General features: G+C 36.6%; 12 protein-coding genes. 5 read left to right on the forward strand and 7 right to left on the reverse strand.

What is annotated here, in order from left to right:
* Positions 1–561 (forward strand): gliding motility lipoprotein GldD, encoded by a 561-nt coding sequence (gene gldD, locus AC51AA_RS15195; protein ID WP_500703072.1) that lies wholly within the window; start codon positions 1–3, stop codon positions 559–561.
* A 67-nt stretch (positions 562–628) separates the two neighbouring features.
* On the opposite strand, the gene AC51AA_RS15200 is transcribed toward gldD, so the two are convergent.
* Positions 629–1,006 (reverse strand): heavy-metal-associated domain-containing protein, encoded by a 378-nt coding sequence (locus AC51AA_RS15200; protein ID WP_500703073.1) that lies wholly within the window; start codon positions 1,004–1,006, stop codon positions 629–631.
* Positions 1,007–1,107: 101 nt separating this feature from the next.
* Between AC51AA_RS15200 and AC51AA_RS15205 the strand changes: the two genes are divergently transcribed.
* Complete coding sequence (locus AC51AA_RS15205) at positions 1,108–1,974, forward strand: DMT family transporter (protein WP_500703074.1); 867 nt, start codon at positions 1,108–1,110, stop codon at positions 1,972–1,974.
* Positions 1,975–2,039: 65 nt separating this feature from the next.
* Here AC51AA_RS15205 and AC51AA_RS15210 read toward each other — a convergent pair whose 3' ends face one another.
* A complete protein-coding gene (locus tag AC51AA_RS15210) occupies positions 2,040–4,088 on the reverse strand; it encodes a M16 family metallopeptidase (protein ID WP_500703075.1) in 2,049 nt (682 codons plus the stop codon).
* 10 nt (positions 4,089–4,098) lie between these two features.
* Positions 4,099–5,421: a M16 family metallopeptidase gene (locus tag AC51AA_RS15215; RefSeq protein ID WP_500703076.1), complete on the reverse strand. Its 1,323-nt coding sequence runs from the start codon at positions 5,419–5,421 to the stop codon at positions 4,099–4,101.
* 271 nt (positions 5,422–5,692) lie between these two features.
* Between AC51AA_RS15215 and rplU the strand changes: the two genes are divergently transcribed.
* Together rplU and rpmA are read left to right on the forward strand one after the other, a co-directional pair.
* Entirely contained in the window at positions 5,693–6,130 is a 438-nt protein-coding gene (gene rplU / locus AC51AA_RS15220) for a 50S ribosomal protein L21 (RefSeq protein WP_194658520.1), read from the forward strand.
* A gap of 24 nt (positions 6,131–6,154) precedes the next feature.
* Positions 6,155–6,415 (forward strand): 50S ribosomal protein L27, encoded by a 261-nt coding sequence (gene rpmA, locus AC51AA_RS15225; protein WP_007805051.1) that lies wholly within the window; start codon positions 6,155–6,157, stop codon positions 6,413–6,415.
* A 294-nt stretch (positions 6,416–6,709) separates the two neighbouring features.
* Here rpmA and AC51AA_RS15230 read toward each other — a convergent pair whose 3' ends face one another.
* Positions 6,710–9,454 carry an AsmA family protein gene (locus tag AC51AA_RS15230; RefSeq protein WP_500703077.1) on the reverse strand — a complete coding sequence of 915 codons (2,745 nt, stop codon included), beginning with the start codon at positions 9,452–9,454 and terminating at the stop codon, positions 6,710–6,712.
* Positions 9,455–9,502: 48 nt separating this feature from the next.
* Positions 9,503–10,084: a MiaE family protein gene (locus tag AC51AA_RS15235; protein WP_500703078.1), complete on the reverse strand. Its 582-nt coding sequence runs from the start codon at positions 10,082–10,084 to the stop codon at positions 9,503–9,505.
* A gap of 113 nt (positions 10,085–10,197) precedes the next feature.
* On the opposite strand from AC51AA_RS15235, the gene AC51AA_RS15240 reads away from it, so the two are divergent.
* Entirely contained in the window at positions 10,198–11,442 is a 1,245-nt protein-coding gene (locus AC51AA_RS15240) for a glycosyltransferase (protein ID WP_500703079.1), read from the forward strand.
* Between the two features lie 82 nt (positions 11,443–11,524).
* Here AC51AA_RS15240 and AC51AA_RS15245 read toward each other — a convergent pair whose 3' ends face one another.
* Together AC51AA_RS15245 and AC51AA_RS15250 are read right to left on the reverse strand one after the other, a co-directional pair.
* Complete coding sequence (locus AC51AA_RS15245; RefSeq protein ID WP_500703080.1) at positions 11,525–13,372, reverse strand: hydrolase/aminopeptidase; 1,848 nt, start codon at positions 13,370–13,372, stop codon at positions 11,525–11,527.
* A gap of 112 nt (positions 13,373–13,484) precedes the next feature.
* Positions 13,485–15,119, reverse strand: coding sequence for a dihydrolipoyl dehydrogenase family protein (locus AC51AA_RS15250; RefSeq protein WP_500703081.1), 1,635 nt, complete (start codon positions 15,117–15,119; stop codon positions 13,485–13,487).

A 15,119-nucleotide genomic window follows, 5' to 3' on the forward strand; every position in this document is an offset into this window, starting at 1 on the left:
ATGCTAAATAGAATAGTATCCTTAGCAATGGTTTTGCTAGCATTGACAGTTTGGAGTTGTAAAGATGATGTGGTACCTAAACCAGCGAGTTTTTTGCGTTTGGATTATCCTGTTGCCAAATATGTGCAGTTTGAAAATAATTGTCCATTTGCTTTTGAAATGAATGAAGCGGCTGTAATTAAAGGAGAAAAAGATTGCGGATTTGCCATTAGTTATCCCAAGATGAAAGCAACGATTTATTTGACATATAAACCTGTAAATAATGATATTGATCAATTGCTTAGAGATGCTCAAAAGTTAACCTATGAGCATGTTATTAAGGCGGATGATATTGTAGAGCAGCCATATTTGAATCCTCAAAAAAAGGTATTCGGAATGTTTTATCAAGTAGATGGAAATGCCGCTACAAATTCTCAGTTTTATGTAACCGATAGTACAAAGCATTTCTTAACAGGGTCTGTGTATTTTTATGCTAAACCTAATTTTGATTCGGTTATGCCGGCTGCAAGTTATATTAAGAACGACATGCAGCGACTGATGGAAACCTTAAAGTGGAAATAAAAAAAAACAGAAAAGTGTATAAAAAAAGCATCCATTTGGATGCTTTTTTTATATAAAGGAGTTTCGATTATGATTTTATATTCGAAACTTTATATGTTTTTCCATCTCCAGTTTCCTGAACTGTTTTAGTTAGGTTTTCTGGGTTTTGTATTGTTTTGTCGAAAGAGATAGTAGCTGTTTTTTTATCAAAATCAACTGTAGCTTTTTCTACCCCTTCAAGGTTCGATAATTCTTGCTCAATTGTTTTGGCACATCCTACAGCGCAAGTCATTCCTTCAATGGTGAAGCTAGCTGTCTGAAGGTTTTCAGGGGCAATTACTTTGATTGTTTTAATCGCACTAGTCTCTGTTGTTTTTTCTGCTGAAGTTTCTGAACTGTTCTTTTTGCAGCTTACCACTACTAGACTCATGATGGCTAAGGAAGCTATGATTTTTGTGAATTTCATTATGTGTGATTTTAATTGACTATTGATATTTGTTGCAAAATTAGTAAAAAACGGGAGGTCGATTCATAAAAATAATACAAATTTGCAGTAAAATAGACTTTATGGAGGCAAAACAATTAAAATGGTTTTATTTATTCGGGCTTTCGCTTATATGGGGAAGTTCATTTATTTTAATAAAAAGAGGATTGGTTGGTTTGACGGCTATTCAGGTTGGGTCCTTCAGGATTATTTTCGCTGCTTTGTTTTTACTTATGATCGGATTTTCAAGTTTAAAGAAAATCTCGCGTGGTCAATGGAAGTTTATCGTGGTCACTTCTTTTTTTGGCACGTTTGTTCCGGCCTATCTTTTTGCCATAGCCGAAACTCAGGTGGATAGTTCTATTGTGGCTATTTTGAATTCGCTTACGCCTTTGAATACTTTGATCTTGGGGATGCTAGTCTTTGGAGTTCAGTTTCAGAAACGACAAATTTTAGGTGTCTTTATTGGTTTTTTAGGGTGTTTATTGTTGGTTTTTAGTGGAACATCATCCCAAGGAGGTCAAAATTATTATTATGTCATTTTAGTGGTCATTGCTACCATTTGTTATGCAATAAATGTGAATTTGATCAAGAAATATTTGTCTGATTTGAATTCATTAAGTATTACGACAGGAAACTTTACGGTATTGCTTTTGCCAGCGGTATTGATCTTGAGTACAACGGATATGGTGCAGAGGGTCGGTTTTGAGGCTGCACAACATTCTATGTTGTTTGTGATGGTATTAGGAGTTTTAGGGACTGGAATAGCGAATGTTTTGTTCTTTAAATTGATTCAAATGTCTTCACCTGTATTTGCTACTTCGGTTACCTATTTGATTCCGATAGTGGCTTTCTTTTGGGGTTTGTTGGATCATGAAATGCTAACGCCTATTCAGTTTTTAGGTGCCGCCATCGTTTTAATTGGGGTGTACTTATCTGCTAAAAAATAAAAGCTTTGCCAGGGTACTTCCTGGGCAAAGCTTTTAAGAAATTATAAGGTATTCGTTTAAATAAACTATTGAAAATCTGCGTCTGAGACGCCTTCGTTTATTTTGATGTCGGTCATTTTAATGTCCAATTCAAATCCAACATTTTGCACTAAATTGAAGGGGACTTTTACGCCTTTTACATCTCTGTAGTCGTTAAAGTTGGTTATCTGGGTAGTGGATTGTCCACCTTGTTCTCTCGTTTTAGATTCAGCTACTTTTAAACCTGATTTTACATCATAGAAATAAGTGGTTTTGCCGTCTTTGATGGCATAAGCGTCGCTGTTGTTAATAGGTTCTACTCGGTCTACTTTTAAGTCGGTTCTTTTGCTTAATTGTAATTCTTCAAAAGGAGTGGCTTCGGCTTTCATATCGGCAAGATCATTGCCTTCTAGATTTTTACGTTGGCCTTGTTGTTCGATATAAGCGCCTTTTTCGTTTACTACTTGTTTCATTAAGCTAACACTTCCCATTGCCAAAGAAACCATCATTTTCCCTTTTGAATCTAATTTTGAAGTAAAGGTCAGAGGTGAGGGTGCTTGTGGAACGGTGGTCGTTCCGTTCATGGCTAGAGTTTTTACTGCGGAAACTGCTTTTTCTCCTCCAATGGCTTTGATGTAATTTTCCAGAACAGTTTTGGCGTTTAACCCAACAGGAGTTTGTTTTTTAGTGACAGGTTTGTCTATTGGGTTGCCGTACTTATCGAAATAGAAAATCGGAATTTGTAGTTTTTCCAAACCAGTAATCACATCGGAACCTTTTCCAGCGATTACAATTCGCATGTTATCTAATAAGAAATATTTGTTGGCTACACGATAGATATCATCAGCGGTAACATCATTGATGGTTTGAATGTATTTTTCGTAGAAATCCGCTGGTAGATTTTCTGTTTCAATGTTCAAGGCATAACGGGCTACTGCTTGTGGTTTTTCAACTTGCATTACAAATCTTCCTATGTATCCTGCTTTCACATTTTTCAATAAGTCTTCAGAGACTTTTTCGGTTCTGATTCGTTTGATTTCTTTTATGAATTCCACTACGGCACTATCTGTAACGGTATTTCGGACCGCAGATGAGGCTTTAAATTTGGTAGTGTATTTTCCGCTTCCTATGTTGGAGCTTGCTCCGTAGGTCCAGGCGTGTTTTTCACGTAAGTTCATATTTAGGTAACTGTTGAAATCACCGCCTAGTATTTGATTGGCAATTACTGCAGGGAAAAAATCAGGATCGCTCATTTTTAAATTTACGATATTCACCAGGGATATTTCCGATTGAACGGCATTGGGAACGTCTACAAAATCAATTTGAAGTGTCGCAGCATTTTCTGGATTTGGGTAAGTGTTTTTTGGAGCTGTTTGTTTTTTCCAGCCTCCAAAAAGTTTTTCTACTGCTTCCTTTGTCTCTTTGAACTTAATGTCTCCTATGACTACTAAATAGGCGTTTTCAGGAACGAAATAAGCTTCGTAGTTGGTTTGAACATCAGCAAGGCTAACATTTTTCACGGTTTCTTCAGAAAGGTATTCTCCTGAGGGATGATTTCTTCCAAAGGCCAAGACGTCCACGACACGATTGGCGATGGCAGGAACACTTTTTTCTTCGGCTTTAAGGCCTTCGATTAGTTTTGCTTTTTCCTTCTCAAATTCTACCTGAGTAAAATTAGGTTGTAAAGATCCTTCGGCTAAAAGTTCTAAGACACGTCCGGAATATTTGGATAGTGAACTTGCATATGCTCCTTGTGATGAGAAGTTTATGCTTGCTCCGTAAAAATCAATTTCTTCGTTAAAAGCTTCTTTGGGTGTTTTCTTTGTGCCATTTCCAATTAGACTACTAGTGAGTTCGTCAACGCCTTTTTTGTTTCCTTCGGTAAAAGGAGCGTTGTCTAAAGTTAGATTAAAACTTACTCTTGGTAGTTTGTGGTTCTCAACAATTAAAACTTTCATGCCATTTGCCAAAACAAAAGTTTGTGGCTTTTTGATGTTGACTACGGGTGGTTTTCCAGGTTTTGGTTGAGGGCGATTTTGTGCTTGCATAATTCCAGTTAGCAATAAAAGGATTAAAATGGTGTGTATTTTTTTCATGATTCGAGGCTTAGTTTTGAACTTTTGTTGACGGAACGTAATCTAAAATTAAACGCTGATTAGGATTTAGGTACTTTTTAGCAACTGCTCTAATCTCTTCTCTTGTGATGGAGTGGTAGAGATCGATTTCAGTGTTAATAAGGTCCACGTCTCCATAAAGTAAATAGTAAGAAGCTAAGTTCTCTGCTATTCCTTCTACGCTTGCATTAGCGTTTATGAAGTTGTTGTCAAATTTATTTTGTAATTTCTCGTAATCTTTTTCTGAAATTAAATCTGTTTGAATTTTTACAATTTCTTCATCCATTTCTTTTAGGATGTCTGTTGTGGTATTGGGTGCCATTGGTAAGCCATATAGGATGTACATTCCGTAATCTTCTTGACTAAAACCTACAGCGCCAATTTGGAGTGCCATCTTTTTGTCGTCGACTATTTTCTTGTACAGTTTGGAGCTTTTTCCGTCACTTAAATACGATGAAATTAAATCTAAGACTCTCGCATCTCTTGTTTTCATGGAAGGGGTTCTGTAAGAGGCCACAACCATCGGAATTTGGATATTTGGATCTTCGTAAGTTGCTTTTATAGTTTGGGTAATCGGGGTTTCGGTAAAGGTTTGTTTTTTTAGTTCTTCTCCTTTAGGGATTGGGCCAAAATATTGTTGGATCCATGCTTTAGTTTTGGCTTTGTCAAAATCACCAGCCACGACTAAAACGGCATTGTTAGGGGTGTAGAACTTTTTATTAAAAGCTTGGAATTCTTCAAGAGTTGCCGCATCTAGATCTTTCATAGAGCCAATAGTGGTCCAACGATATGGATGTACTTTAAACATGTTCTCTTTTACAACAGGTAAAATATTTCCGTAAGGCTGGTTGTCGTAACGCATTCTTTTCTCTTCTTTTACGACTTCGTTTTGCGTATCTACACCTATTTTGTTAATAACAGGGTGCATTAATCTTTCCGATTCCATCCATAGGCCTAGTTCTAGACTATTGGACGGGAAAACTTCATAATAATAGGTTCTGTCGTCTGTGGTATTGGCGTTGTTTACTCCTCCATTTGCTGTAACGATTTTCATCCACTCACCACGCTTTATGTTTTGTGTTCCTTCAAATAATAAGTGTTCGAAGAAATGAGCAAAACCAGTTCGGTCAGGGCGTTCGTCTTTCGAGCCCACATGGTACATTACAGACGTAATCACTACAGGAGCAGATGGGTCGTTGTGTAGGATAACATGCATGCCATTGTCAAGATTGTATTCTTCAAAAGCTACCTTTTGAGCATGAGCTACTCCTCCGAGCATTAGTGCAGCACTTAACATCATTATTGAATTTTTCATAAAGATTAATAATTTTAATTTACCTAGTATGTAGGTAGCTTAGTGTTGAATATAGTTACATCAAAAATAACTTTTTTTAATTATGATTTAAAGAATAGCTGCTCTTTTGATATTATTTAACAGTCTTTTACTTCTAAATTATTGCTAGGTAGTTGTAAAACAGCTTGAAGAACAGTGTTTAAAGGGAATTGTTTTTTTTTAGAAGAAGAGATTGCGTAGTAAATTATTAATTGTATATTTGCAACCTTAAAAATCAATAAATCAATTTGGTATGTATGCAATCGTAGAGATAGCAGGGCAACAATTTAAAGTAAGCAAAGACTTAAAGGTTTACGTTAACCGTTTGACAAATGAAGAAGGTTCAAAAGTTTCTTTTGACAAAGTTCTTTTATTAGACGATAACGGAAATGTAACTTTAGGCGCCCCAGCTATAGAAGGTGCTTCAGTAGAAGCTAAAGTGTTACAACACTTAAAAGGAGATAAAGTAATCGTTTTCAAAAAGAAAAGAAGAAAAGGTTACAAAAAGAGAAATGGTCACAGACAATATCTTACTCAAATTGTAATTGAAGGTATTACTGCAGCTGGAGGAACTAAAAAAGCAGCAGCTAAAAAAGCAGTTGTAGCAGAAGAAGTAGCTACTGAAGAAGTAGAAGCTCCTAAAGCTAAAAAAGCAGCTCCAAAAGCAAAAAAAGAAGCTACTAAAGAATAATAACAATATTTAAACTCATACGTCATGGCTCACAAGAAAGGTGTCGGTAGTTCGAAGAATGGTAGAGAATCAGAATCAAAACGTTTAGGCGTTAAGATTTTTGGAGGTCAAGCTGCTATTGCTGGGAACATCATCGTTAGACAAAGAGGTTCAAAACATAATCCAGGTGAAAACGTTTACATCAGTAAAGATCACACTCTACACGCAAGAGTAGATGGAGTTGTTAAGTTCCAAAAGAAAAGAGATAACAAATCTTATGTATCTATCCTTCCATTCGAAGCATAATCATTAGATTACTTATTTACAAAACCCGTTTCGAAAGAAGCGGGTTTTTTGCGTTAAGTAAAATACGCAAAGGAAGTGGTACTGTTTGGCGTGTAGGCTCGTTGGTCAAAGGAAAAGGTAACACCGATCCGCTTTTGTCCAATACGCGACTTGCTGTGTGTTAAAATGACTCTAAAGGTTTGGGTAAGCGTTGTGGTTTTGTTTTTGGAGAAGGTGTTTTTTGGATGCTTAGGATTTGTTAGAAATAGGGCGTAAAAAAACCTGTTCGATTAAAAACAGGTTTTGTATTGGTATTTATTCATTGTCTTTCGTTTCTTCAAGATCGTCGGATTTTCTTCCCAGTTTTATTTTTGGATTGTCTTGTGTTCCGCTTACCATTAAAGGGATTCCAAAAATACCTAGAGGAGGTAATCCTAATCTCATTTTTAAATTGAGTTTACCATCTAAACTGGTTGTTCCTTCTATTCTTGGTCTGAATCCGGCAAATTTAAATTTAAAACGTTCCACAGTCATGATGTTATTTTTGATAGTGGTTTTGATGTCTACTTTAGAAAGGTCTGGGTTTTTGATTGCCTCAGTGTTTGTCTCTTTGCTTACAGCGTTAAACATTTTTAAACCTCGAACTTTTACATCTCTGATGGAAAGTACACCTCCGCCTACTAAGGAAGGGTAAACGGGTTCCATTTTGTTGTTTAAACGACCTTTTAATTGGTAATCTAAGGAAACAATACCTTGTGCCTTTTCGGCAGCGCTGGCCATTTTTCGGAATACTTCAATTTCGTTATAAGCTCTTTTGATATCAAAATCAGAAGCTTTAATCGCGTAGTCAAAGTTGGCTTTTTGAGTGGTGACTGCTTGGTAGTTCGCATTCATGGAAACAGTACAACCGATTAGATCGAAGCCTGTGTTTTGCATATTTAGTTTCCCCTTGTTCATGTTTAGGTTACCAGTGGCATTTTGAAGGATCAATTTGTCAAAGTTTACTTTTTGTGCATTGGCTACTAATCGTAAATTTAAGTTAGTCGGAATTACAATGACTCCAGTAGCGACTTGAGACGGAGTGGTTTTGCTTTCAGTAGATGTCGTGGAAGTATTAGGGGTTGTACTGGACATGAACTCATCTAAATTGATGTACTTCGCTGTAACTTTGAAAGCGCCTTTTAAGACGCCGTTATTCGTGGTGACGTAATTGAAGACATTTTGTAGGTACCCATTCATTTTGAAATCAGACTGTCCATAAGAGGCTAAAAAATTATTGAAGGACATTTTGTCTTGGTTGATTTTGAAAAGACCTTCTTTTATGATAAATCGCTTAGGTAAATATTCAGATGTTATCCCGATATTTCTAATTTCAAGTGTTCCTTTGTTGTGTAGTTTTTTGTAATTGCCTTTTTCAGCATCACTTTGTTTGCCTTTTAAAACGAGATCCGCTTTTATGAAGCCATCTAGATCTAGTCCTTTTTGAGAGAAAACGTGGTATATCTTATTAACATCAAGCTCACCTTTTGCTTTAATGTCATACGTTAAATCATCAAAATTGCTTAAATCAGCTTCTACAAAAAAGGGCTTGCCTTCAAAGGTAAACTGCGTCGGTTTTAAGCTAACTTTTAAGTTGTTAAAAGTACCTTTCTGATTGTCTATAGTTGATTTTATAACAATATTGGTAATGGGATTTGGGTAGTATTTTGTTTTTAAATAACCGTTTTCTAAATCAACAAAACCTTTGGTAACGGGAAGTGTTTTGTTTTTAGGGTCAAATGTCCCATCCATTTTTACATCTCCAGTTAAAAAACCTTTCAAGTCTAAATCTGGAATACCAAGCGCTTGATCAAGTTTTTCAAGATCGATTTTAGCTTTAAAATCTGCTTTAATATTGGGGATGTTCATGCCCTTGATATAAAATTTCGATTTAAGGTAATCGGCATTAATGTTTAAAGATAGATTTTGTGCATCAACGATTAAGAGGTCTGGATTTAAAGAGGGAACTTTTGTTTTGATATTTAAATTCAAGTTTGAAACTGGAAAAGCGCTTTTGTTGTAATTGATAAAACCGTTGTCAATTTTTAGATCTAAGTTTAGATCCGGAGCTATTTTTTGTGAAGCGATATATTTTCCTTTTAAGGTTAAAAGTAAATTGGTGTTTCCTTTTAAGTTGGTTTTAGAAAGCCAAGCAATATATTTTGGTGGAAAAGCGGTGAAAACATCATTCAAATGGCTGTTGTCTGATTTGATCACAAAATCCATATTGTAACCGTCTTTCAAAAAGTCGAATTTTCCTTTAAAATCGACTAGAAGTTGGTTGATTTTAAGGTTGTTTTGTTGAAAAAAGAAAGATAATGAGTTGACGTTTACTTTAGTAATCAAGTCTGCATCAATCTTCTTGTTCATTAAATAGGGTTCATTGTCATAAACAATATTTAATTTTTCGATTTTAGCTTTCGAGTATAGATCAAAAACGGCCTTGTTTAAATCTCCTTTTCCTAAATAGTTAAAGCCAAAAGCGTCAAAATGAACTTTGGTAGATTGATCGTCATAAATTATTTTACTATTTAAAATTTCGATTCGTTCTAGTTTTAAGGCTGTTTCGGTGCTGTCCTTTGGGCTTGATTCTCCGGAGGATTTATATACGTTATAATTGGCTTGTCCTTGTTGGTTGACTTTTACGTTAATAAAGGAATTGGATAGGTAGATTTGATCAATTTTTACGGTATTGGTAAAAACTAAACTGGCTATATTAATTCCAAAGGAAACCTCTTTTGCTGTGATAAACTTTTCGGCTTTGTATGGAGCTGATCCATTAAGGCTTAGGTCGTTCAACGTTAGTGTTAGGGATGGGAAATGACGAAAAAAGGAAACGGAAACATCAGAGTAGTTAAGTTCGGCACTTAATTTTTCGTTGGCCGTTTTCTTAATCTGCTCTTTAATCTGATCTTGAAAAACAATTGGCGTTAAAACCAGCAAGGCTAAAATCACTGAAAAAGTAATGGTGAGATATTTGGCTATTTTTAGAAGAACAGATTTGGTTTTATTTGCAGACATAACAAAATGTGGTATATAAGAAGTTTTGAATTGAATTTTGAGGACGGTTTATCCGTGTATAGTTTCGTTTTTCCCGTAATTCGTAATAATGGAACCTTCAAATTCAATCCATTCTTTCCAACGTTTATCAATATCTATATTGTCAGTGTATTTTCTAGCAAAACCTAAAAAAGTGGTGTAATGTCCAGCTTCAGAAATCATCAAATCGCGATAGAATGTAGCCAATTCTTCGTCTTTTATGTTTTCTGAAAGCACTTTAAAACGCTCGCAACTTCTAGCTTCAATCATGGCGGAAAACAACAAACGATCACAAAGGGCATCTTTTCTGCTTCCGTCTTTTTTCATGAATTTGAAAAGTTCATTGACGTAATGATCTTTTCTTTCGCGGCCTAAAGTCAGACCTCTTTTTTTGATCATATCGTGAACCATCTGTAAGTGTTCTAGTTCTTCTCTAGCAATAACAAGCATTTCGGTTACTAATTCCTCTAATTCAGAATTATAAGTAACTAAGCTAATGGCATTCGATGCTGCTTTTTGCTCGCACCACGCATGATCTGTCAAAATTTCTTCTATATTCGACTCGACTATATTTACCCAACGTGGGTCTGTGGCTAATTTTAATCCTAACATAATTTTAAGTGCAAAAGTGTTTGCTGCAAAATTAGTGTTTTATAACCGAAAATCGGTAAATATGGTGTTAATGCGCCTAAAAAAGCATTATTTTGTAGCTTGAAAAAAGGATAATGAATCAGATGAAAAAACTTTTAATTATTGGCTTTGTTTGGCCAGAACCCAATTCGTCTGCGGCTGGTGGTAGAATGATGCAATTGATTTCTATTTTTAAACAGGAAGGGTATGAAATCACTTTTGCAAGTCCTGCACTAGACAGTGATTTTATGGTTGATTTAGAGAAGTTTGGTGTGCAGAAAAAGGCTATTGAGCTGAATAGTTCAAGTTTTGATGATTTTATTATCGAACTCGATCCTGCGGTTGTTTTGTTTGATCGCTTTATGATTGAAGAGCAATTTGGATGGCGTGTTGCCGAGTATTGTCCAAAGGCTATTCGCTTATTAGACACGGAGGATTTACACTGTTTAAGAACGGCACGTCAAAAGGCCTTTAAAGAGAATAGAGTTTTTGAGTTGACAGATTTGTGGTCAGAAGAAGTTGCTAAAAGGGAGATCGCGAGTATATTAAGATGTGATCTGTCTTTTATTATTTCTGAATTTGAGATGAAGATTTTAAACGATGTTTTTAAGATAGATACTCGTCTCTTGCATTATTTGCCTTTCATGGTGGAGGAAATGCATGACAGTGAGCTTGAGGTGTTGTTGTCTTTTAAAGAAAGACAGCATTTTGTTTTTATAGGGAATTTTCTGCATGAACCCAATTGGAATACGGTTCAGTACTTAAAGGAGACCATTTGGCCACTCATAAAAAAACAGTTTCCAGAAGCAGTTTTAGAGGTTTATGGCGCATATCCTTCCCAGAAAGTATTGCAATTACATCAGCCTAAAAATGGTTTTTTTATCATGGGACGTGCTGCATTGGCTAATGAAGTTGTTAAAAAGGCGAGAATTGTTTTGGCACCAATTCGTTTTGGGGCTGGTTTGAAAGGGAAGTTATTGGAGGCTATGCAATGTGGGACACCAAGTATTACCACTACAATTGGTGCGGAAGCGATGCATGGTGATCTGGCCTGGAATGGTTATATAACCGATGATGTGCAGCAATTCGCGGAGCAAGCTATACAGTTGTATCAAGACGAAACGCTTTGGATGAAGGCACAAAGAAATGGAGTAGCAATAATTAATAAGTGTTATCAAAGAGATGCTTATGCAAGAGGGGTAATCGAGGTGATTGATTCTCTATTAAGTGATTATGAAAATCATCGTTTGCATAATTTTATGGGCAGTTTGTTGCAGCATCATACCTTGAAAAGCACAAAATACATGGCCAAATGGATTGAGGCTAAGAATAAAAAGTAAGTATTTTTACTCTAGTGATATAAAAGTAAAATCCCTGATTATAGTTGTTAATCAGGGATTTTGTGTTTTGTTTATAGGTGTACTATTTCAATAAGCCTTCGGTGTCTTGAATAGTGGTTTGGTGGTATCCTGATTTTGCTTTATCAAAGATTTTCTTAGCCCAAGCTTTTCCTTCAGGAGTTTTGATCATTTCTTTATAAAGTGTTAGTAGGGATCCGGTTCTGCTGGTGGCGATCATAAATTGTTCGACAGCTGGATAGGCTGCTTGGTATTGATGGCGAATGGCTTGTACAAACCATTGGCGTTTGATGACAAAATTACCCGCTTTAGTGAAGTTAAATTCCGCGTCAATTTCTGCCATTTCTGTAGTGGTCATGTCTTTTGGGAGGTAGTCTATAAAGTGTTGCTTTTCTGTAGTTGATTTTATTTTTGCACTAAGTCCTTTCACGCCCGTTTTTCTCCAGTTTTTTTGAATACTGTCTATGGCAGTAAAATCATCAGATTTTACACTAGTGATGTTGGTCGGTATTCCTGGTTTGTAAATCCAATCTTCTGCTTTTATTTTATTGGCAAGCGCTTGGTCTCCTTTTATTAGGTTTTCATTAAAATAAGCAATGAAATCTTCGGTAGTGATCGATTGAAAAGCATGAGCGTCAAAGTAATTTTTAATGAAGATGTCGAATTTTTCACGTCCCACTGCCTGTTCAATAACTTTTAAAAACTCATATCCCTTTACATATGGGATTTCGGATAGTCCATCATCAGGATTTCTTCCAGTTGTGTTTACTTTTAAACGGGTATCAGGGTTGGTGTTTCCAAATTCAGCAACGTTGTCATGGAGGTCTTTTCGGCTTAAAACATCTTGCATTTCCGCTTCTTTTTTGCCGAAAATAGCTTCACCAATTCGGTGTTCTACATAGGTGGTGAAACCTTCGTTTAACCAGATGTCGTCCCAAGTTGCATTGGTGACTAAATTGCCGCTCCAGCTATGTCCTAGTTCATGTGCTAATAAACTAGTTAAAGAACGATCACCTGCAATAACGCCAGGAGTTAGGAAGGTTAAGTTTGGATTTTCCATGCCGCCATAAGGGAAACTAGGAGGTAAGACTAAAACATCATAGCATCCCCAACGATAAGGTCCGTATAGTTTTTCTGCTGCTTCCACCATTTTTCCTAATTCAGCAAATTCCCAAGCTGCTTTTTTAATTAGAGAAGGTTCTGCATAAACTCCGGTTCTTTTGTCTATGGCTTTAAATTCGATATCCCCAACGGCAATGGCCATTAAGTACGATGGAATGGCTTTGTCTTGTTTGAAGGTATAGATTCCAGTCATATTTTTTTGTTGCGGATTCACAGCGCTCATTACCGCCATTAAATCTTTTGGAACCGTAACTTTTGCATTGTACGTAAAGCGAATGCTTGGGGAATCCTGACAGGGAATCCAAGTGCGTGACCAAATGCTTTCGCCTTGTGAAAAAAGAAATGGTTTCTTTTTATCTGCTGTTTGTGCTGGGTTTAGCCATTGTAGGGCTATGGCATCTTTGGTAGTGTTGTAATAAATATTGACCTTAGTGGTGTTGGGTTCGATGGTGATACGAAGAGCTTTTCCGTGGAATTCAACTGCTGGACCTAGTTCAAAGCGTGTTTCTTTTTCATCATCGCCTAAGGTTACTTTGGTGATGTTTAGTGTATTTTGGTCAAAGATGATTTCTTTCCCTTTGCTAATATTATCAATCTGCCAAGAAGCTTTTCCTGAAATCGTTTGACTGTCAAAATCAACTTTGATGTCAAGATCTAAATGTTTGACTACAGCTAGCTCGGGTTGCGAAAAAGTATGCTGATCTTTGACAACTGTTGGTTTTTCCGTTTGATCTTTTTTCTGACAGGCAATTACTGAGAAGAATAAAGTGACAAGGATTAGTTTTTTCATATTGTGAAGTATTGAAATTTGAGGATGAAAATTAAACAAAAAATCCCGTTTTGATAAACAAAACGGGATTTAAATATAAAATTAACCTTCGATTGCACTCAGGTTGACAAAATTATGCCAACATAGTAACAGGGCTTTCGATGTATTGTTTTAATGTTTGTAAAAATTGAGCGCCAGTTGCACCGTCGATTGTTCTGTGGTCACAAGCCAATGATAACATCATGGTGTTTCCTACTACAATTTGACCATTTTTAACTACTGGTTTTTCAACAATTGCACCTACTGAAAGGATAGCAGAGTTTGGTTGGTTGATAATAGAATTGAATTCCGTAATACCAAACATTCCAAGGTTAGAAACAGTAAACGTACTTCCTTCCATTTCTGCAGGTCCTAGTTTTTTGTTTTTCGCTCTTCCAGCAAGATCTCTTACGCTAGCACCGATTTGAGATAAACTCATAGCGTCTGTAAATTTCAATACAGGAACTACTAATCCATCTTCAACTGCTACAGCAACACCGATGTTAACATGGTGGTTGATGATGATAACATCTTCTTTCCACTGAGAGTTGATTTTTGGGTGTTTTTTCAATGCTAAAGCACAAGCTTTAATCACCATATCGTTGAAAGATACTTTCGTATCTGGCACTGAATTGATGGTTGCTCTTGATTGCATAGCATCATCCATGCTTACTTCAATCACTAAGTTGTAGTGAGGGGCAGTAAACAATGATTCAGCCAAACGTTTTGCGATAATTTTACGCATTTGAGAATTTTTGATCTCTTCTGTGAAAACTTCACCGGCAGGAACAAATACTTTTGGTGCAGCAGTAGCAGCAGCTTCTTGTGGTTTAGCAGTAGAAGTTGCAGGAGCTTGTGCAGTTGGAGTGAAGTTTTCAATATCGCTTTTTACGATACGTCCGTTTTCTCCAGAACCTTTAACCTGAGTTAATTGGATTCCTTTGTCAGAAGCAATTTTCTTAGCTAATGGCGAAGCTAAAATTCTTCCTCCGTTTGAAGTTTCAGTAACAGCAGCTGTTGCTTGTTCAGCAGCAGGGGCCGTTTTTGTCTCTTCAGTTGCAGGAGCACTTGCAGTTGCAGTTCCTCCAGCAGTATAATTTTCCGCAATTCCAGAAATGTCAGTTCCAGCAGGTCCGATGATGGCTAATAAGCTGTCAACAGGAGCGGTGTTTCCTTCTTGGATTCCGATGTATAATAAAGTTCCTTCGTTGAAAGACTCAAACTCCATAGTAGCTTTGTCTGTTTCGATTTCAGCTAAGATATCGCCTTCAGCAACAGCATCACCTACTTTTTTCAACCAGGTAGCAACTGTTCCTTCTGTCATTGTATCACTTAAACGAGGCATTGTTACAACAATAACTCCTTTAGGTAATGCTGCTGCAGTTTTAGCAGGAGCTGCAGTTTCAGTCTTTGCTTCAGCAGCAGGAGCCGCTTCCGCTTTTGGAGCTTCAGGTGCAGTACCACCAGCTAAAAGAGCTGAGATGTCTTCACCTTCATTTCCGATAATAGCTAATAAGCTATCAACTGGAGCAGTTTCTCCTTCTGGAATTCCAATATATAAAAGAGTCCCTTCGTTGAAAGATTCGAACTCCATTGTTGCTTTGTCTGTTTCAATTTCAGCTAAGATATCTCCTTCGCTAATTTTGTCGCCTACTTTTTTTAACCAAGTCGCTACCGTTCCTTCCGTCATAGTATCGCTCAAACGAGGCATTGTTACTTTTATCGCCAT

This window comes from Flavobacterium sp. OHVDL-2026-0007 (genome assembly GCF_059882335.1).

Bases quoted from the DNA above. Each gene is read 5' to 3' on its own strand.
- gldD (WP_500703072.1), top strand. From the start codon at position 1: ATGCTAAATAGAATAGTATCCTTAGCAATGGTTTTGCTAGCATTGACA.
- AC51AA_RS15200 (WP_500703073.1), bottom strand. From the start codon at position 1,006: ATGAAATTCACAAAAATCATAGCTTCCTTAGCCATCATGAGTCTAGTA.
- AC51AA_RS15205 (WP_500703074.1), top strand. From the start codon at position 1,108: ATGGAGGCAAAACAATTAAAATGGTTTTATTTATTCGGGCTTTCGCTT.
- AC51AA_RS15210 (WP_500703075.1), bottom strand. From the start codon at position 4,088: ATGAAAAAAATACACACCATTTTAATCCTTTTATTGCTAACTGGAATT.
- AC51AA_RS15215 (WP_500703076.1), bottom strand. From the start codon at position 5,421: ATGAAAAATTCAATAATGATGTTAAGTGCTGCACTAATGCTCGGAGGA.
- rplU (WP_194658520.1), top strand. From the start codon at position 5,693: ATGTATGCAATCGTAGAGATAGCAGGGCAACAATTTAAAGTAAGCAAA.
- rpmA (WP_007805051.1), top strand. From the start codon at position 6,155: ATGGCTCACAAGAAAGGTGTCGGTAGTTCGAAGAATGGTAGAGAATCA.
- AC51AA_RS15230 (WP_500703077.1), bottom strand. From the start codon at position 9,454: ATGTCTGCAAATAAAACCAAATCTGTTCTTCTAAAAATAGCCAAATAT.
- AC51AA_RS15235 (WP_500703078.1), bottom strand. From the start codon at position 10,084: ATGTTAGGATTAAAATTAGCCACAGACCCACGTTGGGTAAATATAGTC.
- AC51AA_RS15240 (WP_500703079.1), top strand. From the start codon at position 10,198: ATGAATCAGATGAAAAAACTTTTAATTATTGGCTTTGTTTGGCCAGAA.
- AC51AA_RS15245 (WP_500703080.1), bottom strand. From the start codon at position 13,372: ATGAAAAAACTAATCCTTGTCACTTTATTCTTCTCAGTAATTGCCTGT.
- AC51AA_RS15250 (WP_500703081.1), bottom strand. From the start codon at position 15,119: ATGGCGATAAAAGTAACAATGCCTCGTTTGAGCGATACTATGACGGAA.